Source organism: Enterococcus sp. DIV1094 (assembly GCF_017316305.2).
GTDB classification, from domain to species: domain Bacteria; phylum Bacillota; class Bacilli; order Lactobacillales; family Enterococcaceae; genus Enterococcus_B; species Enterococcus_B mangumiae.
Genome location: NZ_CP147250.1, coordinates 2,533,995 through 2,560,676, shown reverse-complemented (window position 1 = coordinate 2,560,676; position 26,682 = coordinate 2,533,995). Strand labels below are relative to the sequence as shown.

Sequence of the window (26,682 nt, the reverse complement as noted above, 5' to 3'; positions counted from 1 at the left end):
ACTAGTCTATCATTTTCAATAGACGTCCATTTTGCGCCCAAAGAGGATGCCAATAAAAAGTGATTGCTCCATTTTGATCTGTCCGGTAAACTGCTATCTCTAAACTTTCTAACGTATCCATAACTTCTGGATGCGGATGACCATAGCGATTATTCAATCCATTCAACATGATACCAATACTTGGCTGTAACGCCTCCAGAAATCTCGGATGACTTGAACTGCGGCTCCCATGATGCCCTAGTTTGACTACATCGGCTTTTAGTGTTGGATAAGTCGCCAATAGTTCGAGTTCTCCTTCTTGGTCCAAATCACCTAAGAATAAAAACCGCTGATTCTTATACATAAACCAAAGAACGATTGAATCTTCATTTTTCCCCTGCCCTTTTTTGTTAGGCATCAAAACAGACAATTCAAAGTATGCGGATAGCCGTTCGCCTTGCTTGACCTCTATGATCTTCGTACCTTCCTTACTGAGTTTTAGTAGACGCACGCGAAACTTTTGATCTTGAAGCGCGCCCCAACCAATATAGATTTGTTCAATGGTAAAATGTGACGCGAGTGTTTCCAATTCGCCGATATGGTCGGTGTCATTATGCGTGAGAAATAATTTAGAGATTCTTGTGATACCTTGCCCTTTTAAATAAGGTACAATATTATTTTCTGCATGAGGACGAGTGACTCGTTGTTGCCAAGGCTCATTTTTAAAGGCTAATCTTCCCCCTGTATCAATCAATATCACTTCTTGTTTCCTTGGGCTTTTTAATAGAATACTATCCCCTTGTCCGACATCAATAAACGTAATCGTTGTCGTGCTATCAAACATTGGTAGAAAGAAAAAGCTGGTGATGATCGGTAATGTATACGTGATTTTTTTCCTTAAAGAAAGCGTGGTTCTTTCAAAAATCAGTAAGAGGATTATGATACTTAATAAAACAAATAAGAAGGCTGGCTGACCGAAAGTCAATGTGGAAAAATCAAAGCAAGCGAGGAATGTTTCAAAGTGAAATAAAAAAGATTCGCTGAGGTCGACTACTGTTTGCGGAAGGATACTCCCTATTAAAAACAGTAAAAATACACCTGGAAGAACGATCGATTGGAAGAAAGGAATCGCGATCATGGTAAATAAACCACCTAAAAATGACCATTCGTAGAAATACCATGTACTTAATGGTAACAAGATGATCGTCAATTGAAATACGTTAAACAAACGGTCTTGCCACCCTTTTGATGCGTGAGGGAGCATCATGAAAAGAAAACTCAGCCACAAGCTTAGTTGTCCACCTGTTTGAAGTAGAATCAATGGATCGTACAATAGTAGCACCCATAGACTGATTGAATAGCAATCAAGTGCGGATAATTTGATGGAACATAGTTTTAGTAGAAGTTTTAATACAAATAAGCTCCCTGCTCTGACAACAGAAAACGAACCCCCGGCAAGTAAAACATACGTCCCTGTAAGTAGGATCAGAGGGAAAATACTGATTTGTAAAAGACAGCCGCTTCTTCGAAAAAAGTAATACAACCAACCTAAATAATAATGGACGTGCATGCCAGATACACTAAATAAATGAAGTAACCCTGTTTCTTTAAAAATCGTCTCTGATTCACGGAAGGAATGATCGCGAAAACCGAATAGTAAAACATTGATGTATATTCCTATTTTTTGAGGAAATCTTTCCTTAACATAGCGGATCGCTTTTCCCCGAAGTTCGCCAACTACATGCCTCCAGTCGCTTGTAGCAGAAACGAGTTGAAAATCAGTCGCATGGAAACGACCACTGATACGTCTGCCTCTTAGATAGCTGTTTGTATCAAAAGCATAGCGATTGCGTAACGGTTCTATCATCTGGTAACTTCCATTGACCTGAAGCTGGATCGTTTCACCTCGAAAGTCCTCCCATCGCTCTGCTTCCTCTTTTGTTTTCGCTTGGTAACTTAGTTGGATTCTATGTTCTGTTGGTAGTCTCCGTGCTTCTACAGTCAACCAGTCGCCATTGCGTTGGAGCGTATCAGTTGCTAGTAACAACTGCTCAGTGGTTTTAGTCTGATCGATCGTAGGGATCTCTGCTCGCAGACAAGCGAACCAGACGGTCACGGTACAAAAACAACAAAGAAAGATTACTGTACGGTTTTGTTTCAATAAAATGAGAAGAAAAAGACCAGCAATCACACGAGGCAGATCATGCTCGCTATAATAGACGGAACATAAAATGATCGAAGAGATTGCTGGTAATATCAAGTGGTTACGAACTTGTTCGCCAAATCGTTTAATCAAGTTCTCCTGTTGATTCATGTTGCAGTTTTGCAAAATATTTCATATCTAAGCTTACCTGATGGACGGATGCGCCCAATTGAGTAATCAATGACTGTGCATAGGGGTCATTACGATAATCATGTAAATAATGGATCTTTCTGATCCCTGCTTGAAGCAACGCTTTTGTACATGCCAAACATGGGAAATGGGTGACATAGATTTCGGCACCTTCTGTAGGCACACCTAATTTTGCACATTGCAATAACGCATTCATTTCTGCATGGATCGTTCGCAAGCAATGGCCATTTACGACGTAACAGCCTTCGTCGATACAATGAACATCCCCGCTCACTGCGCCATTATAACCGCCCGCAATGATCCGTTTGTCCCTCACGAGGGTCGCACCTACTTCTAAACGTGTACAAGTACTTCTTAATGATAATAATACAGCCTGTGCCATAAAATACTGATCCCAAGGAATCCGTTCATTGCTCATAATTTGTCACCTCAATGGTTTAGTCTATTGTAATTGTAACGAAGTTTTTGAGTTTTTCAACCGTCTTTTCGCCAAATCCTGAAATTTCTTTTAAACTTTCGATCGTTTGAAAAGAGCCATTGGTTTCGCGATAGTTGATGATCTCTTGTGCTTTCATTACGCCGATACCTGGAAGCTCTTGTAATTCAGTTAAAGAGGCGGTATTGAGGTTTACTTTTTTATCCTCTAGTTCTTCTTCCTCTGTTACGGCGGTAAATTCGGGCAATACTTCCCCAACTTCTGGGATATATAGAACTTGTTGGTCCGAGACTTTTGCTGCGAAATTGATTTGTTTTTCATCCGCTTTAGGCGTCAATCCACCTGCTTTTTGGATAATGTCAAAAACCCGTTCTTCGTCTGTGAAAGCATACATCCCCGGTTGTTGGACGTTTCCTTTCACGTCTACATACATGACTCGTTCGCTTGTTGTTTCGCTGATTGCAGACTCTTGTGTACTTGATGAGTATGTCATGAAAGGTTCTTCCGCAAATTCATTTAAAGGATTAGAGTCATTCGATCGATAGATAAACACTACTGAAACGCTAAGAAGCAATAAACTGACTATGATGAACCCCATTATACGTTTTGGCGAATCCAAGTATTCTTGAACAATTTTCTTCATTGGTTTGGCGATTGCTTTTCCTTTCTAAAAAATAGTGAAAGAACACTTTGTTGTAATGCTCCTTCACTATTAGATACGCCTAAAACGTTTATTTCATTTTATGTATGAAGCACGACTTATGCCCTTTGTTGTGAATTATATTTTGGTTTCAAGCTTCGAGACGGTACTTCAGGCGGTCGGTTATTGCCAGATTTTCGTACCGCTTCTTGCATGGTAAGATTCAAAGGGCGTTTTGAAGTTCCATGATCCTGGTGGGTAAACGTTCCTTTAGGCGCTCCAGAACCATTCTCTATCTCCCATACTCGTTGCATCACCGAACGCTTACTATTACTAGTTTGCTCATTCGCCATGGATGTTGATGTACTTGCTGCTTGTTGCGGTGCGGAGCGTAATTCCTGAAGTATCGAATTGCGCCTTTCAAAGGCTTTTTTCAACGAACCGTTTCCTGCACTGATTTGTGAGACCGCTGAATCATGCGAAACTTCTGATATAGTCGATAAACGTCTAGGCATGATCGGGTTATCATGGTGTCCAGTAAACGGCACCTCTCCATGGACAGAAGGGTTTCTCCTGTGTTTTTTTGGAGGTAATTTTGGTGGATTTTCTTGTTGCTCAATGACAAGTTCTTTCCGTTCATGTATTTGTTGATTATTTTCTCGTGAAACTTTTATATTTACCTCAACTGTATCCTTATTTGATTCTGAAAATGCTTGAGCTACTGTATGTTGAATCACTGCATAAGGAATCTCGTCAGATGTACTTTTCACAGTAACAGTGAACGTGGGATCCCCTTGTGCCAAGTCGAGGTCGGCGTATATCAATTGATGTTCTGAATCCTTTTTTTTCCAGGTACTTATTGGATTTTTTGGCGGTTGTTGATTTCGTTGAACTGGTTCTCTTTCCTGTTGTATATGCTTCATCGGTTTCCTATGTGTCGCTGTCTCCTGAAGACGGCTGATTTCACTAACGACTTTTGCCTCATCGATTGCTACTGGTCGATCGATCGATACTCCTTTATTAATGATTACTTGAAGGTATTCTCGATCAAAATATTTGCTATTCAGTTCTTTCAATGTATTTTCGTATTTTTTTGGCTCTTTCACTTGGTCTCGTCTAAGGACAAAGTTGAAAAATCGATCAGACCTACTTTGTTTTTTCTGTTTAAAATCAGTTAGGATTTGTCTGATCCATAACGCACCGTTGCGATGCTTTGGCAACTGATCTTGTGTTTCTTCCATTTGTTTGTGACACTCGATCAATACTCTTTTGAAATCTGCTGTTTTGTTCAAATGTCCAAAGTGTTTCTTATACCTTTTGATTGAGTAATATTGCCCAAAGTCAAATGATGATTGACGATTACTTGATTGTTCCATATGTTGATTGCTCCTTTCCAACTCTTTTGTTATATGGTAGCAAACTTAGTTAAAATAACCTACAAAATAACAAAACGTTTTTTTGCTATTTTTGAAATAAACGAAAAAGTAGAAGTCCTGAATAAAATCAGACTTCTACTTTTTCGTATTTTTAAAATAAAGTTTCAGATCATTCAAGTCAACAACTATTTATTCCATATTCTCAAGATATTCCAAAGCATCCTGTACTGTTTTGACAGGAACGATCTTCATGGATGTATTGAGTTTTTTAGCTGCAGCTTTAGCTTCTTCATAATTCGTTTTGATGTCTGGATTTTCTTTTTTCACATCATCAGATATCGTATCGTCTGGTGCAAAAAAGATTTCCATCCCTGCTTCATCTGCACTTGCTACTTTTTTATCGATGCCGCCGATCCGTCCAACTTCTCCAGCGCTATTGATCGTACCTGTACCAGCGATCTTTTTCCCTTTACGAATGTTTTGATTCGTCAACTGTTCGTAAATCTCCAAAGTAAACATCAAGCCAGCGGAAGGACCACCGATCGAGCCAGAATTGATAGCAACTTCTGTGTCTGTGGCGATTTCTGTATGATCTGTCAAAGTGATGCCGATTCCTGGCTTTTTATCCGTGGATAACTCGATCAGTTTACCAGAAGCTTCTTCTTCTTTTCCATTATGAGTATAGGTGATCGTGACCACCTGTCCGACTTCTTGCCCTTTAACATACTCCATAAATTCTTCGGCACTCTTAAAGCTTCGACCATCCACTTGTGTGACCGTATCACCAACGGATAATTTTCCATAAAAGCTCGAATTTTTTTCGACGCTCATGACATAAACACCTTTGAATTCCATCGTATAAGGAATGTTCGCCAGTTTCAAGGCTTGCTCGATTGCCGCATTTTGGGAAGATTCCATATAGTATCTTTGCATTTGATTGTACTCTTCGTTGGTTGCTCCGCCGGTCAATTGTTCTTCACTCAGGACGTCTTGAAAATCTGAGAGAAGTGCTGAGACGACCCCAAAGCCTGTCGCTCTGCGAATGCCGACAGAAGTTAGAGAGAACGATCCTGATTCCTTATCCTCTTGATCATCGACGGTGATCATATCTTTTAGATCGATTGTCGCTCCTGGAGCTTCCACATAATACGGCAAAGGCACAATAACGAAGGCTGCTAATAACCCGCCTAAAAGGATCACGGATAATGTTTTCCACCATTTCTTATTTCCCATCTTCATCACGCTTTCTAGCTAGTGCTTCATTGATCACTGTCGGTAAATAGGTACTTACGTCGCCGCCAAAATAAAGAACTTCTTTAAGCATACTTGAACTGATATGACTATATTCTGGTTTTGCCATAAAAAGCACCGTTTCTAATTCTTGACTCAAATGATGATTCATCTGGGCAATATCTCGCTCATATTCAAAATCTTTGATGTTACGAACCCCACGGACTAATGCTTGAACACCTAGTTCCTTTGCTGTGGTCACCGTCAATTGTGTCTCTTGATGGATCACTCGAACATTTTCTATATGTGCAACTGCTTGTGTGATCAAATCCAAGCGTTCTTCTGCCGTGAATAGTGCTTTTTTTGATGTATTGATAAAGATTCCGACGATCACTTCATCAAATAACTTCGCAGCTCGTTCGATCGTATCTAAATGGCCCATGGTCAATGGGTCGAAACTTCCTGGAAATAAGGCCTTTCTCATTTATTGTTCCTCTTTTCTATAAATGGTGACCGCTGATATACCATAGGTCTGCTGCTTGATTTGTTTGAAATCTCCAATCGTATCAGGAAGCGCAACTGCCTTATCTGTCTCACAGACGATCAACGCAGCATCTTGAAAAAGTTCAAGTTCTGCCATACGCTCAATTTGATCGACGATTTTTTGTTTTGCATAAGGTGGGTCTAAAAATAGAATGTCAATCATTTGCTTTTCTGTAGCCAATGACTCGATTGCTTTATCGGCATCTAATTTCATCGTATTGAATTTATGCGGCTCTTTTGTGATCTCGATATTTTCTATGATCACTTTTAATGCTTGATAATTCTTTTCCACGCAAATCGCGTAGCTACATCCTCTAGAAACAGCTTCAATCGCTAACCCACCGCTCCCTGAGTAAAGATCCAATACGACTTCACCATCAAAATAAGGACCGATCATGTTGAAGATCGATTCTTTGACCTTATCAGATGTTGGTCGAGTATTGGGTCCTGCTAAACTTTTTAAACGGCGACCGCCGTAATCTCCTGAAATTACTCGCATCTACTCACTCCTTGAAACATACTGTTATTAGTATACCAAAAAAATAGACTTGATTCCGATTAAAATCGCTAAATCTCAAGTCTATTTTTTCTTAACTTAACTTTTTATAAAAAATCAAAATCATTTGTTCACATTTTCTTCATTTTCGTTGGTATAAGCTACTAAGATATGAGTTTCTTTCATTTAAAAAACATGATCCGCCAAGCGAATCTTGGTATTTAATTCTTCGATCTCAAAACCTTCTTCTTTGACATCCACTTTTTTGCCGATTTTTTCAGCAAAATTCATCTCGATGTCTGGGCGGTAAGAACGTTCGACATTACGCACAAAATGTAGTTTTTTGATTCTTTCTTCCGTTTGTTCATAGTTGTCCTCGTTCAGATACATGATCACGTACTTCATTTTACGAGAGACATAATGGACCAAACCAAATTTACGAAGATTTTTCAGTTGTTTCAGACTGTATACCCACACGACCAACCCTCGTCGTTGTGTTCGTTCAAATTCTTTATTTTCTATGTCCATGGCAGTTTCCTCCGCACCCTTCACTTTTTTCAAAAAATGGACTACCTGCACTGATTTTGATTTCAGTAGAAATCGTATGTGCAAGTTGTTTTCCTATGGAATCAAGTATTTTCTGTAATTCATTTTCACTTATTCGAAAAGCAGCGACTTCTTCATTGAGATCCAATTGCCGTTTGGCTTGTCGTACGGCTCGCTGTTTTTCACGAAACTCTGGTACATACTTCCCATAAGGCTCAATCTTCTCAAATACTTGTCTGCTTGAAATAAACTCATTTTTTAATTGAGCGACTTTGATAGAACGATCCATCTCTTTTTTATTCTTTAGATATTGTTCCATCAAATGACTTGTCAAAATCGTTTGAACAAGCTGATTGCACTGATCCTCCAGTTGAAACAACTCATCATTGATTATCACTACTTTCACTAGTCTCCTCTTTTTCCTGCATTAAGACTAACATGTTTTCTTTTGAAAACGCAACGCCTAACTGCATTGGCTCCTTATCCAAAAATCGATCATGATAATAAGGATCAGTATACAACAATAAAAATGAAAAAGTCGGATCAATGATTGGATGCATGAATATCCCTGTTGTCTGGTCTAATTGCCGCTTTTCTACCAAACGATTGATTTCATCATTTGAAAGCGTAAATCTAACAGTTGTTTGGGCAGTCTGTGATGCCATTTCCCATTCAGCCAAACGATTATCTGCCAGCCATTCTTCTGGTTGATTGAGAAAATCGGTTAACAATACATCCGTTTGGATCATAAACTCAGGAGAATGGTAATAATCAGGCAGTTCAGCTTCATGGCGCAACCGTGTCAATAACCTGGTGACGACACGCTCTCTTGACTGATTGATACTTTCCCAGTCAGCTGACTCATCTACTTGGTATTGTGGCAAGCCTTCACCAAAGACCTGATAGGGGATTAGTTTCAACAAGCTTTTCTTATTTAAATATACCGTTGAGAATAATCCGCCTGTATCCTGATCAAAGAAAAGCATCGCAAATGTGCCGTTATCAAAAGCAATCAAGGGACGATAATTCATGTCTTCTTCTGTTAATTCGATCCCAACTTCCGTGTCTTCATATTCGAATGTGAAGTTCGGAAAAATCGTTGTAATTTCTGTTAGGTCCTGCATAGTCATGCCAACGGAAAAAGGTGCTAAACTCGTCGCGTTCGCATTTAAAACTTTAATAGCCTCAACTTGGTCATTTTGTATATTTGCTTCGAGTACGATTTGATTGATGGGATCTTGATAATATCTGATCTCAAAACCGAATCCGCTCGTCAAGCGGTCTTTAGGTGAGCCGATCGCTGATTCTAATTTGGTGACTGGCTGACCAATATATGTAGAAAAACCAGTCGCACTTAGCTCCTGGTATTTCCAAGACGTTACCTGATTTTGATTTCCCATCAGTTGTTGGTCTTGTGTAGATGTTTCAAGCTTAGGAGGGAACACCACTGGCTCCAAATATAAAGCTGTTGTGACCAATAGTAATGTCGCTATGAATAAACCTAATCGCTTCAAATATTCCCTCCCCTTTCTTATTTTTCTGTGACTTCGATCAATAGATCACCGGAAGAAATTGGCTCTCCAGCAGTAACATACAGATGTGCGACCTCACCATCGAATGGTGATTCGATCGCTGTTTCCATTTTCATTGCCTCAGTGATCATCAACGTATCACCTTTTTTGACCGTATCGCCTTTTTTCACTAAGACATCTAAAACTGAACCAGACATCGTTGCACCGATTTGTTCTCGATTTGTTGGTTCTGCTTTACGTCTTGTTTTTACCGCACTGACGATCGACGTATCTTTGATAGTGATTTCTCTTCGTTGACCGTTCAAATTAAAGAATAACACGCGGTTTCCTTCAATGTCTGGTTCACCGATCTCATCCAAACGAATGATCAAGATCTTGCCTTTCTCGATTTGGACATTGACCGTTTCACCTAAGCGGATTCCTTGGAAGAAAGTAGGTGTATCAAGCAATGTGACATCTCCAAATTGATTATACGCTGTTTGGTAATCCAAGAATACTTGTGGATACATCAAGTAACTTAGTACTTCTTCTTGTTTCGGTTCATAGCCGATCTTAGCAGCCAATTCTGCTTTGACCTGTTCGAAGTCCACAGTTTCAGCAAATAATCCAGGGCGTTCAGTGATTGCCGGACGTCCCTTCAAGATGATTTTTTGGAGTTTTTCTGGGAAGCCGCCAACAGGTTGCCCTAGTTCTCCTTGGAAGAACGTAACGACTGATTCTGGGAAACTCAATGTTTCACCTTTTTCGTAAATATCTTCTTCACTCAACTCATTTTGGACCATGAACAATGCCATATCGCCTACGACTTTGGAAGATGGGGTAACTTTGACAATATCACCAAACATCAAGTTCACTGTATGATACATTTTTTTGATATCATCCCAACGATGACCTAAGCCAACTGCTTTAGCTTGTTGTTGTAAGTTCGAGTATTGGCCCCCTGGCATCTCGTGCATATAGACTTCCGTTTCAGGCGCATTCAAGCCATTTTCAAATGGTTTGTAATACATGCGGACATCTTCCCAATAGTGATTCAGTTGTTGCGCATTTTGAACATTGATCTCCGGTACACGTGGGCCATTGACTAAAGCGTAATACAGACTGCTCATACTTGGCTGACTAGTGTTACCACTCATCGCACTCATCGCTACATCGACGATATCGACGCCAGCTTTAGTTGCAGCAGAGTAAGTAATGATCCCATTGCCACTCGTATCATGTGTGTGTAAATGAATCGGTAGATCAGTCGTCGCCTTCAATTCACTGATCAATCGATAAGCAGCTTGTGGTTTCAACAATCCTGCCATATCTTTGATCGCGATCATATGAGCACCTAATTGCTCCAACTCTTTAGCCATGTCCTTATAGTATTGTACGTTGTATTTTGCACGACTTGGATCATTGATATCTCCTGTGTAGCAGATCGTCGCTTCTGCGATTTTACCTGTGTCACGAACCGCTTGGATACTCTTTTCCATTTGCGGCACCCAGTTCAAGCTATCAAAAATTCGGAAAACATCGATTCCTTGCGCAGCTGCCTCTTTGATAAATTCAGCGATCACATTATCTGGATAGTTCGAATAACCGACAGCATTCGAACCTCTAAAGAGCATTTGCAATAACGTATTCGGCATCAACGAGCGAATCTTGCGCAGACGTTTCCATGGGTCTTCATTCAAGAAACGATAGGCAACATCAAAGGTTGCGCCACCCCACATTTCACTTGAAAACAGCTCAGGAAGTCCTTCGCCAGTCAAACGGGCGATTTCTTTGAAGTCTTTTGTACGTACACGTGTTGCCAACAAACTTTGATGCGCATCTCTGAACGTTGTATCCGTCAATAACACATTTTCTTGTTGCTTGACCCAATCCACTAAAGCAGAGGCACCATCTTGGTCTAAGACGTTTTTAGCTGTGACGTAATCTGGACGAGTAATCAATTCTTTAGGCATCCGTGGCGCATCGTAGTAAGGCTTTTCACCACGTTCGATTCCAGGAAAACCATTCACAGTGATTTCTCCGATATACTTCATTGTTTTATTTCCGCGATCACGTAAGCGCGGGAAAACAAATAATTCATTCGTACTGTCAATAAATGTCGTTTTTGCTTGCCCGGATTGGAATTCTGGATGCAAGATCACATTCAACATGAACGGGATATTTGTTTTTACTCCACGGATACGAAATTCTCTTAAGCAGCGTTCCATTTTTTGGATCGCTGTCGCAAAATCGGCTGCATGTGTACAAACTTTTACTAGAAGAGAATCGAAGTAAGGCGTAACGATATAACCTGCATAAGCATTTCCTACATCTAAACGCACGCCCATCCCACCTGGAGAACGATAGGTATCGATCTTACCTGTATCTGGTAGGAAATTACTCAAAGGATCTTCAGTCGTGATCCGACATTGGATCGCTGAGCCTTTGATTTTGATCTCACTTTGCTGTGGCAAGCCGATTTCTTGGTGTAAGTCTTTTCCTTGTGCAATCAATAATTGAGTCGTCACGATATCGACATCAGTGATCATCTCGGTGATCGTATGTTCCACTTGGACACGTGGATTGACTTCGATAAAATAAAATTCGTCTTTTTCAACTAAAAATTCAACGGTTCCTGCATTGACGTAACCGACATGCTTCATCAATTGGACAGCCGCATCACAAATGCGTTGACGTTGGCTTTCATCCATTGAGACGCAAGGGGCTACTTCGACGACTTTTTGGTGACGTCGTTGAACGGAGCAATCACGTTCAAATAAATGGATGATATTCCCATGAGTATCTCCTAAGATCTGGACCTCGATATGTTTCGGATCAGAGATATATTTTTCAACATAGACCTCATCGCTCCCAAAAGCAGCTTTAGCTTCACTTTTTGCACGTTCGTATCCTTCACGTGCGCCTTTTTCGTCATAGGCCACACGCATCCCACGACCACCGCCACCTAATGCTGCTTTGATCATCACTGGATAACCGTAACGATCAGCAAAAGACAACACTTCTTCAACGGATGCTACTGGTCCGTCTGTTCCAGGGATCGATGCGATACCTGCTTCGATCGCCGCTGTTTTTGCTTTGATCTTGTCGCCAAAAATATCAAGATGATGAAGTTCTGGCCCAACAAAAGTGATTCCTTCTTCTTTGCATCGTGTTGCAAAGTGTAAGTTTTCAGATAATAGTCCGTAACCTGGATGGATCGCGTCTGCACCACTTGCTTTCGCGATCTCAAGAATCCCTTCAATATCAAGATACGCATCTATCGGTCTTTTTCCTTTACCAACTAGATATGCCTCATCCGCTTTAAAGCGATGCACGGAATATTCATCTTCTTCTGCATAGACACCTACAGTTTGGATCCCTAATTCTGTACAGGCACGAAATACCCGTACAGCAATCTCTCCTCTGTTAGCTACCAAAACTTTTCTCATCGAATCACTCCTACGTCATTTTAGTAAATACCTAAACTCTTACGTTTCTCATCTGCGCTGATATTCAGGACAAAACCTACACAGATCGAAAGCATCAGTAAACTCGAACCACCTTGACTTAAAAATGGGAATGTGATCCCTGTTAATGGGATGATCCCTGTGATCCCGCCAAGGTTGACAAATACTTGGATCAAAAACATCGAACCGATCCCGATACATAGTAAAGAATTGAACGGATCTTTTGAGCGGATACCCACCAAAATGATACGAGCAATCATGAACATCAATAAGGCTAAAATCAGAATCCCCATGATCACTCCTAGTTCTTCTACTACAATGGCATAAATAAAGTCGGTTTGGGCCTCTTGTAGAAACCCTTTTTTCTGGATACTATTTCCTAATCCGCGACCGAATAGTCCACCATTGAACATCGCATAATAGCCGTTGACCATTTGGTGTCCACTATTCAACTCGTCAGAAAAAGGATTTTGGAAAATCTCAAAGCGATGATAAATATATTGTAGTCGCCCTGGGAAAAATCGCCCTTGGGTCACATTGATCAACCAAATCGCTATGACACTAAAAATGACTCCTCCGACACCAACGATCAAGGTATACAGATAGTTGACACCACTAGCTAATAGTAACACGATGATGATCAAAAAAATAACCGTTGCATTCCCGAAGTCGGGTAAACTTGCAACTAATGCTGTCAGGGCAAGGACTAAGAGCAAGGGACGTTTGACGGTCCCGATAAAGTTTTTTTGCACACTCATTTGTCGTTGCGACAATGTGAAGGAGAGATACCAAATAGCAATGATTTTCAAATACTCTGCGGGTTGGAGAGAAAAACCGGCAATCTCAAGCCAACCTTTGGCACCATTTCGTTCTTCCCCAAAAAACAAGACGATCAATAATAAAATCGTCAAGACTGCGATAGCCGCCATGATCAATCGCTGATTTTTCAATACACCGATCTTCATTTTGTATAATAGTGCGATGACGATCAAACTTAGCACCCAAAAAATACTTTGATTGATGACGGATGATGCTGGATTATTGCCATTGGCTAATAGCAAGTAGGACGTAGAGCTATAAACCATGATCAATCCGATGATACATAAAATCAAATATGGGATCAAAATACTAAAATCCAATAGATGCCTTTTTTTTACCTTGTTAGGCAAGCCTATTCCCCCTTGCCACTTTCTTTTTTGTCATAATTTTCTCGATAGACTTCATTGTATAAATGATTCAATTGACGTTCTAACTCGCTGAGCATCAATTGCCCCTCTTGTTTGTCAATGATACCTACTCGTATCGCAAAATTCACTTGCTGAGAAAATCCATACATTTGCGTATCGACCACCTCTTCAAATGCTTTACATTGCGAGATACAAAGACTGTTTGTTTGATTTTGGATCAAACGCTTGATACGATCCGCCTCATCGATCAACACATTGAGTGCCGTCTCTTTTGAAAGAGAATCCATTTGTCTTTCCCTCCATTTCTAAGTTCATTCATTATAGCATATTTTCATTCATATCTGAGCGTAAACCTAGATTTATCTAGGCTTTTTTTTATGTTTTTTTACCATCACTTTGCGTAGCGCTTTCTTGGAAATCTTGGATCGTTTGTAAAAACACCTCGCCATACTTATCCAGCTTACTCTGACCTACCCCTTTGATTTGCAAAAGAGCTAAACGATCGCTTGGACGATTACGACTCATGTCTTTTAGCGTCGCATCTGAAAAAACGACATAAGGTGGCACACCAGCTTCACTAGCCAAGTCGGTCCTCAACTGGCGCAATACTTCAAATAACCCGTCTGCTTCATCATCAGACAGCTGTTGTACTTTTTTAGGTTCTTTTTTATGGACTGTTACTTTCCCCATAAGGACTTGTACTCCTAATTCACTGACTTTCAACACAGGATACTCTCCACTAGCTGCTAGTAAATAACCACTTGAGATCAAATATTCGATCAGCTGTAAAATATTTTTTTGTGATTGTTTTTTTAATAGCCCATACGTAGACAATCGATCAAACTGAAACTGCTTGATCTTCTGATCTTTTGATCCTGCAAGGACTTTCATCAATAGTTGTTTGCCGTAGTTCTCACCCATTCGTTTCAAACAAGATAAAACCATCTGCGCTTCTGTCGTGACATCGATCAGTTCACGATCATCTAAACAATTCCCACAACGCTGACAAGGTTCACTTACTTCCCCAAAATAATCGAGGATATATTCTTGAAGGCAAGACTCGATGTGCACATATTCTGTCATGGCTTTGATCTTGTCGTATTCTTTATGTTTTTGCTCTTCTTCTCGTTGGGATTGTTGAACAAAAAACTTTTGGACCTGCACGTCTTGTGGCGCAAATAGCAAAATGGCTTCACTAGGCAAACCATCTCTGCCCGCACGTCCAGCTTCTTGGTAATAAGCTTCCAATGAGCCAGGTATTTGATAATGGATCACAAAACGAATGTTACTTTTATTGATCCCCATACCAAAAGCATTCGTTGCAACGAGTAGCTGAATACGATCATAGAGAAAGGCTTCTTGCATTTCCGTCCGTTCTCTTTCTGAGATCCCACCATGATAACGTCCAACGGAAAAGCCAAATTTTGTCAGTAATTGGTACAACCGATCCACTTCTTTTCGGGTGGCTGCATAGATGATCCCTGACTGATTTTGATTGACTTTTAAATATTCGACCAAATATTGTTCTTTTTTCTGATCTTTGATCACTTGCAACCGCAGATTTTCTCGCGCAAAGCCAGTTTGGATATGATTCTTTTCAGGGATTTTTAAAAGTCTTTTGATATCATTTGCTACGGGAACAGTCGCTGTCGCCGTTAAAGCAACGATTGTCGGTCGCTGAGAAAGATTTTCCAAGGTATTCGCCATTTGCAAATAACTCGGTCTAAAATCATGTCCCCATTGTGAAATACAATGTGCCTCATCGATTGCGATCAAACGAACCGACCACCGATTCATCGCTTGGATAAAATCAGGCATGATAAATCGTTCCGGCGCAACATACAGCAACTGATACTGATCCGTATCTAATAAACGAAACCGTTGTGCCACTTCATAACCATCTAAGGAGCTATTGATAAATGTCGCCGCGATCCCTAGTTGATTCGCTGCATCCACTTGATCTTTCATCAACGAAATCAAAGGAGAAACGACGATCGTCAGCCCCTCTAAGGCTAGCGCGGGCAGCTGATAGCAAATCGATTTTCCACTTCCTGTGGGCATGATGCCTAAGACATCTTCTTGATTCATGATTTTCTCAATGATTTCTTTTTGACCTGGGCGGAAAAGCTCATAGCCGAAATATTTTTTTAATAACTGCTCCATATGCGCCCTCCTCTTTTTCTATTTATTTTTATCCATTCAACCATTTATCGTTCGATCCATCCATTAATTACGCATTTCTGCGAATCTCTTGTCAAACATGCACTATCTATTTTACTTCTCTCTGCTTATAAGAGCAAGTTTTACTCTGTGAAACAAAATGCCTATTGTGAAACTAAAAACCACACTTTTCGAGTCTTTTAAAAGTTCTTTTAAAAATTCTTCTTGGTATTCTTGCTTTCATTTTTTGTTTCTTTTAGTTCTCCACAGCTAACGATTCAACAGCGTGTTGTTGATTTTGCTTTTTTCCTTTTAAGATTCGTTTATTTCGTTTTAGAATTTAGTCTTCATGACTCAAATTAAAAAAACAGTCGAAAGAATGCTAAAGTATCGGTTACTTTCGCTCTTTCGACTGTTTGCTTGTCATTTTTATTGTTGCTGACTCTCTATGAAACTAATTCTTGTTAGCTGTTTTTCTCTTCCACAATACAAGTCCAACCATGGCTAAAAGACAGATACCAATATATGGTAGGAAGCGATTGATCGTTTGATTTGTTTGTGGCAATTTACTCTCATCCCCTGCTGCTCCTGCGGCTTCACCTAAGCCCTTACCGGATGCATCACCTAAAGTACCAGAATCATTTGTAGAATCGCCGGTACCTTGTCCGTCAGCACCTTCCTCTGCATTCGGATCATCTTCTTGTGGCGTTGTTTCTTGACCAGGTTCGACGATTTCATATGTGGACTCTGTTCGAGTAGATAAGCTGCCATAGCTGCGATCCACTTTGACATCTATAGAAACAAAGCGACTGCCCATCGTCTCTGTATCGATTTCTGATGTTGGATCTAAAGAAACCGTGTAGAAGTTCTTAGGAACTGCACGCCCATTGACTTTGACCTCTTTTACGAGCGATTTCAGATCAACTCTTTCAGCTCCTTGTGCGATCGAAACTTGAGCAGATTCTACTGTTAATTCACCTGTGGGTTCAAAGCCATAATCTGTGACTTTATAGTACGCGAAATTACTGCCATACGTATAATTACGTTCGGTTTCTTCTGCCATCAATAGATTGTTGCTCGTGTCTACGTGGTACACTTTCACAATATCACCGACAGTCACTGCTAATGGGCTTCCTGTATTAAAACGTGCGATTGCTTGTTCGATTGTTTGCGTACCACGTACCTCGTATTGATATTTGCTTTGCTTACGTTCATTGAGAAGCTCGATTCCATAATAAACTTCAGTATCATCGTATTCAGTCACACGATTTTTCAGCACTGTCCGATCTGTTCCTTGAACTGATTGGATCTCGATTTTTTTATCTTTCTTAACCAAACCGAATGAGCCTACCGTTTCTCCTTTGCGATTTTTCAAATGGATCGTACTGCCCCATTTCACTTCGTAAGGCACTTCGATGTCCGTTGAAGAAACACCATCCGCAGTTGATACTTTGACACTGACAGTTTTTTCTCCTGTCGTGCGCGTATCAAATGATTCGATTTGCTCCACTTTATACAGTTCAGTATTCAAGCTTTGCCCATTGAAGGCAACATTCTCAACCAAAGCAGTAACGTCTACTTCACTTGCATCCTCACCTAAAACGAGTTCTTGGCTTGACACATCTGCATGAATCATTGTGATCGGTTCAAATTCGCCATTCTTGACTTCGTAATACGCATAGTTCAAACCGGCTGTATAATTTTTGACGATATCATCCCACATCAATAAGTTTTGGTTTTCTGTTTCTGCATGATACACTCGGAAAATATCGCCTTCTTCTACAGCTAAAGGTTGCCCATTATTGAACCCTTGGATTGCTTGACGAACCGTTTGATTTCCAGCAACTTCGTACGTATATTTGATATTGTCAGGGAAAAGTGGATTCGTCTTATTTTTTGGATCTGCCAAAATATCGATGCGATAATAAGCATTACGGCCAAAAGCGGTATTCACAGGTGCATTCAACTCAGTCTTTTCCTGTCCTTTAGTTGCATAAATAGCCAACTCATCATTTTGATTTAAAAGAGTAAAGGAACCAACGATCCCTCTTGCGCCATCTTTTTCTTCCCCTTTTAGGACAAATGTACTTCCCCATTTGACCTGATAAGGAACATCCAGTTGAACGCTTGATAAGCCATCGTTCATTCGCACGCGCATGCTTACAGTTTTCTCTCCGACTGTCGTTGTATCGATTTCTGAACGTCGCTCGATCGTATATTCTTCTGGATCAACCGTCTTACCGTTGATTGTCACTCGATCAAGTAAATCAGCATCTAACGCATCAGTTACATCTTCGGCTAAGTAAAAAGCTTTATTTGCGCCATGCACTTCCATGACCGGTAGTGCTTCAAAGCCATACGTGGTTACTCTGTAATAAGCATAGTCTGAACCATATGTAAAATCTTCTTCTAGTTCATCGACCATCAATACAGAGCTTCCAGTAGATTTTTGCGGATGATAGATTTTGATGATATCATCGATCTGAACATTGACCGCTTGCGTGCCATTCCCAAAATTATCGATGACTTCTTGTAAAGTGACACGTCCTGGGACTTCTTGGCTATATTGGACTCTTTCTCCTCGGACAACTTCAATCGAATAGTAAAGCTCTGGATCAGTGCTTAATCGCTCATCTAATGGTGAGTCAAAACCCTGATGGATTCTTAACTGTCTGGTCGTATTGTTCGTTTGCAGTGAGAAGACACCTGCGGAACCACCAGAACTAGATTTCATCACAATCGTCCGACCCCATTTCACTTCATACGGAACCGTGATAACTTTCGATATTACCCCGTCTTTCGTGTCAAATTGGATTTCCAGTTCCTTTTGTCCGACTGTCGTTGTATCGAAGTTCCCCAATTGCTTCACCGTGTACAAATCAGGCGTAAGCTCGGTGCCATTGATCGTCACTTGATTGATCAGCTGTGCCCCATCGATTCCTGTTGCATCATCACCTAAAGTAAATTCTTGTGATTTAGTATCCGTTGAAATCGCGATGATCGGTTCTAAGCCATGCGCAGTTACTTCATAGTAGGCATCATTTGACCCCATCGTATAATCTTTTGCTAACTCGTCTTTCATCAATAAATTATTACCAGCTGGTTCTGCGTGATAAACCTTGATGACATCTCCTTCTTTGACTCGTAATGGTTGCCCTTGGTTGAAACCATTGATTGCTTCTTCAATCGACTGGTTGCCTAAAACTTTATATTGGAATTTTGTCGTAATATTTTCGATAACTTCAATACCATAGTATGTATCTCGACCGAAGTGATTGTTGACCGGTTGACTCAAGTCCGTACCACTCACACCTTGACTGGCATGCAAGGCCCACTGATCATTTTCTTTTAGCAGACTAAATGCACCGACTGTTGCATCATTCAGACCTTTTAAGACGAATGTACTGCCCCATTTCACTTGATAATCGACTTCAAATTCTTCGGCAGAAAGGCCATCATTCATTGTCACCTTTAACTTCATCTTTCTCGTTCCAATAGAGCTTGTATCAAAATCGATCAATGATTCTACTTCGTACAAACTACTATCGATCACCCGACCATTGATTTTCACATTTTTTAGTAAAGAAGCAGGATCAATCGTTTTCGTATTTTCTCCTAAAACAAAGCTTTTTTGTGAAGCTTCTGCTTCGAGCACTGGGAATGGATCAAATCCATAAGGTGTGATTTTATAATAAGCGTACGGAGTATCATAGGTATAATCCTGTTCTTTTTCATCGATCATCAAGACTGAACTATTCGGTTTCCGTTCCGGGTGATAGATTTTGATGACATCATCATAACGTATATCGATGGTTGATGAAGTATTTCCGAATTGGTCCATAATTTGTTGTAATGTGGCACGATTGGAGACTTCCTGTTTATAGACAACTGTTTCCCCTCGCAAAACTTCAAATGAGTAATACAATGAAAATGGCGAGGATAGCGGTCCGACTGCGACATTCAGTGCTGAAGGAATTCCTGTACCAAAAACGATTTTGGCTGTAGGATTTCCTGAATTATCAGTTTTCAAAGAAAATGATCCCGCTGATGCTCCGGTTGCCGATCGCATAAAAATCGTATGTCCCCAAAGAACATTGATAGACGTTTCTCCTGTTCCTTTGATCATCACACCACTATTGGGATGGCGTGTTTGAACCGTCAACTTAACTGGTTGCGTGCCAGCATACGTGAAGTTAGGTTCACTTGATTCTGCCGCAACAAACTCCAAATCATCGATTGCAACTGGTACCCCATGCATGGATACAGAATCTATATAATCCTTATAATTTGATTCAAAAGATGGATATTCGTTCCCCATTACACGATCTTCAATGGGTTTCAATTGGACCATCAGCCCCTCATGCGGTTTGACGTTGATTGGCACAGAAGCTTCAGCAGTTCGCCCGTCTTGCGCAGTAGCTTTTGCTTGCCAACTTTGGACTCCTGGAACATTGGTATTCACATTACTTAACCATTCAACGGTATAGGTTCCGTTTGCATTTGGCACATCAAAATAGTCTTTAGCATCTGGTAAGCGATCATATTGATAGATTTCAAAATTTCCTGATTTAGCTGTCATTCGTAATGGACCAGGTTTGACATTGAATGGTACATCAACAATTGTTTCTCTGGAAGTGACTGAATCAGTGACTTTGATTTTCCCTTTTTGCTCACCCACTTTTGATGTATCTGGTTTTTCTGCCCAACTAGCAGAAACGGTTCCTTTGGCATTCGTCACATCAATATAACTAAGCAAGTCAAGATTAGTAACATCTTGTCCTTCCTCTAAATTATGAGGTCCATTCTTAACTGTAACTTTAATATCGCCGATTGCTTGATTTGCTGAGAGGAAAGATACATTTCCATTCATCTTGAACAGTCTATAACCTCCTCCCAATGAATAAAGATAATCTAATCTAATATTCTCAAGAATTTCATTTCCCTCTACTGGATTATTTGCTAGCCTAGTTAATGTGATATCTGCAGTGTCATCGTAAAAATCAAAATGATTGTTACGTAACTCAAAACGAACGTGCCAATTTCCACTTTTAGTTTTACCTTCAGTAAATTCTACATTATTAAATCTATCAAAATTTATTAAACTTATTATATTATCAAATAAAGTATCGGCAGGAATCCCTAATCCTGGTTCTTCAGTTTGAAAAAACCAACGTCTATAAGGACCTTCTACCTTAATGACTTCACCAACTTTAAAATTATGATTAAAGTTTTTCATTGCTTCCGAATAAAGATAACCAAATCGATCTTTTACTCCTTGTTCAATAATATCTTTATAATCATCCGCATTTTTGGCTGTTTTATTATTACTTTCTTTTTTTGTTGTATCTGTAGTCTTTTGGATATTTTTTTCCGTTTGTTCTATGCCTTCACTTAGATTTTGTTTACTATTTTTGTTTTCTTTTATATTCTTTAAGTCTGACTCTTTTTCTATCTTATTTGACTCAGTTTTCTTTTTTATTGTTTGGTCGTTACTTCTTGTACTTATAGCTGAAACACCTTGAACAATCGCCCCATTCAAATTCCCTAACAACATGCCACCAACTAAAACACTATGTACTATCTTTTTCCTTATACTCATCTTACGTTCCTCCTTCGATCTTACCCGTCAGGAGGAGCGTTGCTACTTATCTGGCATCTATTTCTCTCATCTAAAGACATCGCTCCTCCTTCTCAAATGTTTACAGTTACTATTTTATCTTTCAATCAGAAGCGTGGTTTTGTCTTTTTTTCGTTTAGTCTCACCTTCCATCCATGTCTATAAATATAGGTAAACTTTACTTTGTTAAGTTTAAAACGAAAAACTTTTTTTGATAACGCCATTTTTTCTATATCAACTTGTAAAAATTGAAAGAACAGCGTTATTTATCTCTATTTATCAAGGAAAAGGTCTAATCTTCATTTAGTTTTAAAGATACAAAAAAAACGAACCTCAGAGATTGTTTTCTGAGGTTCGATCATCACGATTATTTTTTCTTTTTAGATGCTTTTTCACGCGCATTTTTTTCTAAGATTTGTTTTCTTAGACGGATGTTTTCTGGTGTTACTTCACAGTATTCATCGTCATTCAAGAATTCTAATGATTCTTCAAGTGTCAATTGTTTAGGTTTCTTGATCACTGACGTTTGGTCTTTGTTTGCAGAACGGACGTTAGTCATTTGTTTTGCTTTTGTGATGTTGACAGTCAAGTCATTGTCACGGCTGTTTTCGCCGATGATCATGCCTTCATAGACTTCTGTACCTGGTTCAACGAATACCGTACCACGTTCTTCAATACTCATGATTGAATACGTTGTAGCTTTTCCTGTATCGATAGACACTAATGCACCTTGGTGACGTCCGCCGATTTGGCCAGGAAGCATTGGAAGATATTGGTCAAATGTGTGGTTCATGATTCCGTAACCGCGAGTCATTGAAAGAAACTCTGTTGAGTAACCGATCAATCCACGTGCAGGTGTCAAGAATGTCAAACGGATTTGACCATTTCCTGTATGAACCATGTCTTGCATTTCACCTTTACGTTGGCTCAATGATTCGATGACACTTCCCATATATTCTTCTGGTGTATCGATTTGAACACGTTCAAATGGTTCACATTTCACGCCATCGATTTCTCTTTCGATGACTTCTGGACGTGACACTTGTAATTCATAGCCTTCACGACGCATGTTTTCGATCAAGATCGATAAATGAAGTTCCCCACGACCTGAAACTGTCCAAGCATCTGGTGAGTTTGTTGGTTCTACGCGTAAAGATACGTCTGTTTGCAATTCAGCCATCAAACGTTCTTCGATTTTACGTGATGTTACATATTTACCTTCACGACCAGCAAATGGTGAGTTATTGACTAAGAAAGTCATTTGTAGTGTTGGTTCATCGATATGCAAGACTGGTAACGCATCTTGGTGGTCGACAGGTGTGACTGTTTCCCCAACGAAGATATCTTCCATCCCTGATACGGCAATCAAGTCACCGGCTTTTGCTTCTTGGATCTCTAGACGTTGTAAGCCAAAGAAACCAAATAGTTTTGTGACACGGAATTTTTTCACGGTGCCATCAAGTTTGATCAAGGCTACTTGATCACCCACTTTGATTTTTCCTCTGAAAACACGGCCGATACCGATACGTCCAACGTAATCATTGTAGTCTAGTAATGATACTTGGAACTGTAAAGGTTCTTCGCTGTTGTCGATCGGTGCTGGGATCGCATCGATGATCGTATCAAAAATCGGTGCCATTGTTGGTTCTTGATCAGCTGGATCATCAGACAAGCTTGATGTTCCGTTTAAAGCAGATGCGTAGATCACTGGGAAATCCAATTGATCATCGTCTGCGCCTAATTCGATAAATAATTCTAATACTTCATCTACGACAAACTCTGGACGTGCAGATGGTTTGTCGATCTTGTTCACAACAACGATTGGTGTGATATGTTGTTCTAAGGCTTTTTTCAATACGAAACGTGTTTGTGGCATCGTACCTTCATAGGCATCAACGACCAATACAACACCATCAACCATTTTCATGATACGCTCTACTTCACCACCGAAGTCCGCGTGTCCAGGTGTGTCCATGATGTTTACACGAATTCCTTTATAATCAACCGCTGTATTTTTGGCTAAGATCGTGATTCCACGTTCTTGTTCAAGTGCGTTTGAGTCCATCGCACGTTCTTGTAATTGAGTATGGGCATCTAATGTGTCAGATTGTTTTAATAGTTCATCAACCAATGTAGTTTTTCCGTGGTCAACGTGGGCGATGATCGCTACGTTACGGATGTCATTTCTTTTATTCAATTTAAGTAACTCCTTTTTTATCGATTCTTTATCACAGGGCAATTTTACTCGACTGTTTATTATACCAAACTTTTTTCATGAAATATAGTGAAATGTTTTCATTTTTTCGAGAAAATTAATAATTTACCCATTTTTATAATCAAAACAGCTCGAAAAATCCGAATTTATGAAAAATAAACAGCGTTTCACTTAAAAAATATCGATTGTTTACTCGATTAAATTATAAGTAATCAACAAAAATAAGCTAAAAACCATCCTAAAGCAAAAAATCCAATGGTTCTCAGCTTATTGACATTAAAGTAAACAAGGCAATATCTCTAAACTATTCAAATTCAAGCATCTCAAGAATCGTTTCATAAGCTGTCGGTGTTGCGGCTAAGTAATATTCTCTTCCATGGAAAGTTAACGGATCACCAGAAAAGCCGCTGTATTTCATACCAAATACATCGAGTAACACATTGCCTGCTGCGTAGTCCCAAGGGCTTAAATTAGAAATATAGCCAATATGGTTTCCTTTTAGCATCGCAATCAATTCCAACCCTGCACAGCCACACATCCGAACGCCGATGCTTTGCTCACCGATTGCGTGGATATTGAAACGATCATGACCAAAAAGATAACTATTGATCGCTACTAACCCTTTTTCAAGGGGAAGATCTTTTGGTTGAGGTAATTTTATATCATTTTTGTAAACACCAATTTTCTTACCGCCCCAATACAACTCATCCCGCATAACATCATAGATAAAACCTAATTGACCAATACCATCTTCATAGTAAGCAAGCATGATACAGAAGTTTTCGCCTTGCACAACAAAATTCAACGTACCATCGATGGGATCAATGATAAAGACTTGTCCGCTTAAATCAGGTAAGTCACTATATCCTTCTTCTTCTGCCAATATCTTTGCCTGAGGGTAGGCTGAATGGATCTTCTCGATCAGAAAAGCTTGGATTTCGCGATCCATGTTTGTAACTAAATCTTTACGATTGCTTTTTTCATCGATCATTAGTTGCTCATTTTGCGCTAAGATGATCTTTTCTTTCGCTGCGATCAACCAGCTGATTATCTCTTCAATCATTTTTCCCATCGTCTCACCCATTCATTTTTAACATTTTGTTCGTATTTTTCTTTGCTGCTTGGACTGTACGGTAAAGTGAATAACCTGATGCTTTCTCAAATTCACGCCCTAAACGTTTTTCTTCTCCGATCGATTTGATCACCGTTTTGAATTCTTGATACGTTTTTAGAAACTCTTGGTTATTGATCCCCTGTTCATTTGCTTTTTCGAGGCTTTCCCACATGTTCATCACGATAACCATTTCTTCGGTCGTCCAATCTAGATCTAAAGGATATTGATATTCATTCATTTACGATTTCTCCTATTCATTTCATCTTCTTCAGTTTATCATAGGAAGAAGTCTTCTTCCAAATGGTTTCTCTTTCTAATATAGTTTACATAATATTTTTATAATAAATAAAAGGGCAATAAAAAAACAGCTTCCTCATCTAAGAGAAAGCTGTTTTGTTTGTTTAAATGTGGATTGGTAAACCTAAAGCTAATTCAGCTGCGTCCATTGTGATCTCACCTAATGATGGATGTGGATGGATCGTCAACGCGATATCTTCAGCGTTCATACCTGACTCAATTGCCAAGGCAAGTTCAGAAACCATATCACTCGCACCGACTCCGCCGATTTGTGCACCGATGATAACATTGTCTTCATTCGTTGTCACTAAGCGGATAAAGCCTTCTGTTTTACCTAATGATAACGCACGACCGTTCCCTGAGAATGGGAATTTGTAGGCAGTTGCTTCTAGTCCAGCTTCTTTTGCTTCTTTGATCGTCATCCCTACTGATGCTAATTCAGGATCAGTAAAGGCAACAGCTGGCATTGCTTTGTAGTCAACAGCAACTTTTTTACCAGAGATTGCTTCTGCTGCGATTTTCGCTTCATAGCTTGCTTTGTGAGCCAAAGCTGCACCAGGAACGATATCGCCGATTGCAAAGATATTTGATACATTCGTACGTCCTTGGTTGTCCACTGGGATCAACCCACGTTCACCGATTTCAACACCGGCTTGTTCTAAGCCCATATCTTCAGTGTTCGGACGACGACCAACTGTGACCATCACGTAGTCAGCAGTAACTGATTCTTCTTTGCCATCTACTGCATATTTGACAGTAACGCTGTCGCCATTGTCAACAGATTCTTTAGCCATTGCATTTGTCACGACTGTTACGCCTTTTTTCTTGAAGTCGTCTTCGACTAATTTTACTAAGTCTTTTTCATACGTTGGTAAAATTTGTGGTGAACCTTCAAGGATCGTTACTTCAGAACCTAAGTTTGCGTAAGCTGCGCCAAGTTCTGCACCGATTACTCCTCCGCCAATGATGACGAATTTTTTAGGAACTTCTGTCAGACCTAGAGCACCAGTAGAATCTAACACGCGGCCGCCAAATTTAAATCCTGGGATTTCGATTGGGCGTGAACCTGTTGCTACGATTGCATGGTTGAATGAGTAAGTTTGAGCAGAATCCGGATGGATCACACGTAATGTATGATCATCTACGAAGAATGCTTCCCCTTCAATCGTTTCAACTTTGTGTTTTTTCAACAAGTAGCCGACACCTGAAGTCAATGTTTTTACTACTTTGTTGTCTTTCCACTCTTGTGTTTTTGTAAAATCAAGAGTGACGTTTTCACTTGTCACACCAAACATTGATGAATCAAGTGATTCTTGATAATGATGACCCGCAGCAATCAATGCTTTAGAAGGGATACATCCAACGTTCAAACAAACGCCGCCAATGTATTCTCTTTCGATGATCGCTACTTTTTGGCCCATTTCAGCAGCGCGGATGGCAGCTACATAGCCACCAGGTCCCGCACCGATTACAACTGTATCTAATTCAACAGCAAAATCTCCAACTACCATTTGT

At 39.9% G+C, this 26,682-nt stretch carries 19 protein-coding genes; all 19 read right to left on the bottom strand.

Annotated elements, in window-relative coordinates; translation table 11 throughout:
- Nucleotide 1: 1 nt before the first annotated feature.
- The 19 genes from DOK79_RS12185 to lpdA all read right to left on the bottom strand — a co-directional run bounded on the left by DOK79_RS12185 (nt 2) and on the right by lpdA (nt 26,678).
- The gene (locus tag DOK79_RS12185) at nt 2–2,275 is read right to left on the bottom strand and encodes a DNA internalization-related competence protein ComEC/Rec2 (protein ID WP_206857835.1); all 2,274 of its coding nucleotides are present in this window, start codon (nt 2,273–2,275) and stop codon (nt 2–4) included.
- On the bottom strand, nt 2,268–2,750 hold the full coding sequence (locus DOK79_RS12180) for a ComE operon protein 2 (protein ID WP_206857836.1): 483 nt from the start codon (nt 2,748–2,750) through the stop codon (nt 2,268–2,270). The genes DOK79_RS12185 and DOK79_RS12180 overlap by 8 nt, the downstream gene beginning before the upstream one ends.
- 19 nt (nt 2,751–2,769) lie before the next feature.
- Complete coding sequence (locus tag DOK79_RS12175) at nt 2,770–3,261, bottom strand: helix-hairpin-helix domain-containing protein (protein WP_339092192.1); 492 nt, start codon at nt 3,259–3,261, stop codon at nt 2,770–2,772.
- 266 nt (nt 3,262–3,527) lie between these two features.
- Nucleotides 3,528–4,784 carry a hypothetical protein gene (locus tag DOK79_RS12170; RefSeq protein ID WP_206857846.1) on the bottom strand — a complete coding sequence of 419 codons (1,257 nt, stop codon included), beginning with the start codon at nt 4,782–4,784 and terminating at the stop codon, nt 3,528–3,530.
- A 189-nt stretch (nt 4,785–4,973) separates the two neighbouring features.
- On the bottom strand, nt 4,974–6,017 hold the full coding sequence (locus tag DOK79_RS12165; protein WP_206857848.1) for a SepM family pheromone-processing serine protease: 1,044 nt from the start codon (nt 6,015–6,017) through the stop codon (nt 4,974–4,976).
- Nucleotides 6,007–6,498, bottom strand: coding sequence for a pantetheine-phosphate adenylyltransferase (gene coaD, locus DOK79_RS12160; protein WP_206857856.1), 492 nt, complete (start codon nt 6,496–6,498; stop codon nt 6,007–6,009). The genes DOK79_RS12165 and coaD overlap by 11 nt, the downstream gene beginning before the upstream one ends.
- Complete coding sequence (gene rsmD / locus DOK79_RS12155) at nt 6,499–7,056, bottom strand: 16S rRNA (guanine(966)-N(2))-methyltransferase RsmD (RefSeq protein ID WP_206857863.1); 558 nt, start codon at nt 7,054–7,056, stop codon at nt 6,499–6,501. It abuts the gene before it with no gap.
- Between the two features lie 183 nt (nt 7,057–7,239).
- Nucleotides 7,240–7,581 (bottom strand): YlbG family protein, encoded by a 342-nt coding sequence (locus DOK79_RS12150; RefSeq protein WP_206857871.1) that lies wholly within the window; start codon nt 7,579–7,581, stop codon nt 7,240–7,242.
- On the bottom strand, nt 7,565–7,996 hold the full coding sequence (locus tag DOK79_RS12145) for a YlbF family regulator (protein WP_206858015.1): 432 nt from the start codon (nt 7,994–7,996) through the stop codon (nt 7,565–7,567). Before DOK79_RS12145 ends, DOK79_RS12150 begins: the two co-directional genes overlap by 17 nt.
- Complete coding sequence (locus DOK79_RS12140; protein WP_206857873.1) at nt 7,983–9,113, bottom strand: CAP-associated domain-containing protein; 1,131 nt, start codon at nt 9,111–9,113, stop codon at nt 7,983–7,985. The genes DOK79_RS12145 and DOK79_RS12140 overlap by 14 nt, the downstream gene beginning before the upstream one ends.
- Nucleotides 9,114–9,130: 17 nt before the next feature.
- The gene (locus DOK79_RS12135) at nt 9,131–12,559 is read right to left on the bottom strand and encodes a pyruvate carboxylase (RefSeq protein ID WP_206857882.1); all 3,429 of its coding nucleotides are present in this window, start codon (nt 12,557–12,559) and stop codon (nt 9,131–9,133) included.
- A 20-nt stretch (nt 12,560–12,579) separates the two neighbouring features.
- Nucleotides 12,580–13,746 carry an FtsW/RodA/SpoVE family cell cycle protein gene (locus DOK79_RS12130; RefSeq protein ID WP_206857885.1) on the bottom strand — a complete coding sequence of 389 codons (1,167 nt, stop codon included), beginning with the start codon at nt 13,744–13,746 and terminating at the stop codon, nt 12,580–12,582.
- Between the two features lie 2 nt (nt 13,747–13,748).
- Nucleotides 13,749–14,051: a YlaN family protein gene (locus DOK79_RS12125; protein ID WP_206857886.1), complete on the bottom strand. Its 303-nt coding sequence runs from the start codon at nt 14,049–14,051 to the stop codon at nt 13,749–13,751.
- Nucleotides 14,052–14,139: 88 nt separating this feature from the next.
- Nucleotides 14,140–15,927: a DNA helicase RecQ gene (gene recQ / locus DOK79_RS12120; protein ID WP_206857888.1), complete on the bottom strand. Its 1,788-nt coding sequence runs from the start codon at nt 15,925–15,927 to the stop codon at nt 14,140–14,142.
- Between the two features lie 451 nt (nt 15,928–16,378).
- Nucleotides 16,379–21,523 carry an LPXTG cell wall anchor domain-containing protein gene (locus DOK79_RS12115; RefSeq protein WP_206857895.1) on the bottom strand — a complete coding sequence of 1,715 codons (5,145 nt, stop codon included), beginning with the start codon at nt 21,521–21,523 and terminating at the stop codon, nt 16,379–16,381.
- 385 nt (nt 21,524–21,908) lie between these two features.
- Nucleotides 21,909–23,738 (bottom strand): translational GTPase TypA, encoded by a 1,830-nt coding sequence (typA, locus tag DOK79_RS12110; RefSeq protein WP_206857903.1) that lies wholly within the window; start codon nt 23,736–23,738, stop codon nt 21,909–21,911.
- A 322-nt stretch (nt 23,739–24,060) separates the two neighbouring features.
- Entirely contained in the window at nt 24,061–24,828 is a 768-nt protein-coding gene (locus DOK79_RS12105) for an inositol monophosphatase family protein (RefSeq protein WP_206857906.1), read from the bottom strand.
- Nucleotides 24,829–24,832: 4 nt separating this feature from the next.
- Entirely contained in the window at nt 24,833–25,108 is a 276-nt protein-coding gene (locus DOK79_RS12100; RefSeq protein ID WP_206857908.1) for a UPF0223 family protein, read from the bottom strand.
- 163 nt (nt 25,109–25,271) lie between these two features.
- Nucleotides 25,272–26,678: a dihydrolipoyl dehydrogenase gene (gene lpdA, locus DOK79_RS12095; protein ID WP_206857913.1), complete on the bottom strand. Its 1,407-nt coding sequence runs from the start codon at nt 26,676–26,678 to the stop codon at nt 25,272–25,274.
- Between the last annotated feature and the right edge of the window lie 4 nt (nt 26,679–26,682).

Bases quoted from the DNA above. Each gene is read 5' to 3' on its own strand.
- DOK79_RS12180 (WP_206857836.1), bottom strand. From the start codon at position 2,750: ATGAGCAATGAACGGATTCCTTGGGATCAGTATTTTATGGCACAGGCT.
- DOK79_RS12175 (WP_339092192.1), bottom strand. From the start codon at position 3,261: ATGACATACTCATCAAGTACACAAGAGTCTGCAATCAGCGAAACAACA.
- DOK79_RS12170 (WP_206857846.1), bottom strand. From the start codon at position 4,784: ATGGAACAATCAAGTAATCGTCAATCATCATTTGACTTTGGGCAATAT.
- DOK79_RS12165 (WP_206857848.1), bottom strand. From the start codon at position 6,017: ATGGGAAATAAGAAATGGTGGAAAACATTATCCGTGATCCTTTTAGGC.
- coaD (WP_206857856.1), bottom strand. From the start codon at position 6,498: ATGAGAAAGGCCTTATTTCCAGGAAGTTTCGACCCATTGACCATGGGC.
- rsmD (WP_206857863.1), bottom strand. From the start codon at position 7,056: ATGCGAGTAATTTCAGGAGATTACGGCGGTCGCCGTTTAAAAAGTTTA.
- DOK79_RS12150 (WP_206857871.1), bottom strand. From the start codon at position 7,581: ATGGACATAGAAAATAAAGAATTTGAACGAACACAACGACGAGGGTTG.
- DOK79_RS12135 (WP_206857882.1), bottom strand. From the start codon at position 12,559: ATGAGAAAAGTTTTGGTAGCTAACAGAGGAGAGATTGCTGTACGGGTA.
- DOK79_RS12125 (WP_206857886.1), bottom strand. From the start codon at position 14,051: ATGGATTCTCTTTCAAAAGAGACGGCACTCAATGTGTTGATCGATGAG.
- recQ (WP_206857888.1), bottom strand. From the start codon at position 15,927: ATGGAGCAGTTATTAAAAAAATATTTCGGCTATGAGCTTTTCCGCCCA.
- DOK79_RS12115 (WP_206857895.1), bottom strand. From the start codon at position 21,523: ATGAGTATAAGGAAAAAGATAGTACATAGTGTTTTAGTTGGTGGCATG.
- DOK79_RS12105 (WP_206857906.1), bottom strand. From the start codon at position 24,828: ATGGGAAAAATGATTGAAGAGATAATCAGCTGGTTGATCGCAGCGAAA.
- DOK79_RS12100 (WP_206857908.1), bottom strand. From the start codon at position 25,108: ATGAATGAATATCAATATCCTTTAGATCTAGATTGGACGACCGAAGAA.
- lpdA (WP_206857913.1), bottom strand. From the start codon at position 26,678: ATGGTAGTTGGAGATTTTGCTGTTGAATTAGATACAGTTGTAATCGGT.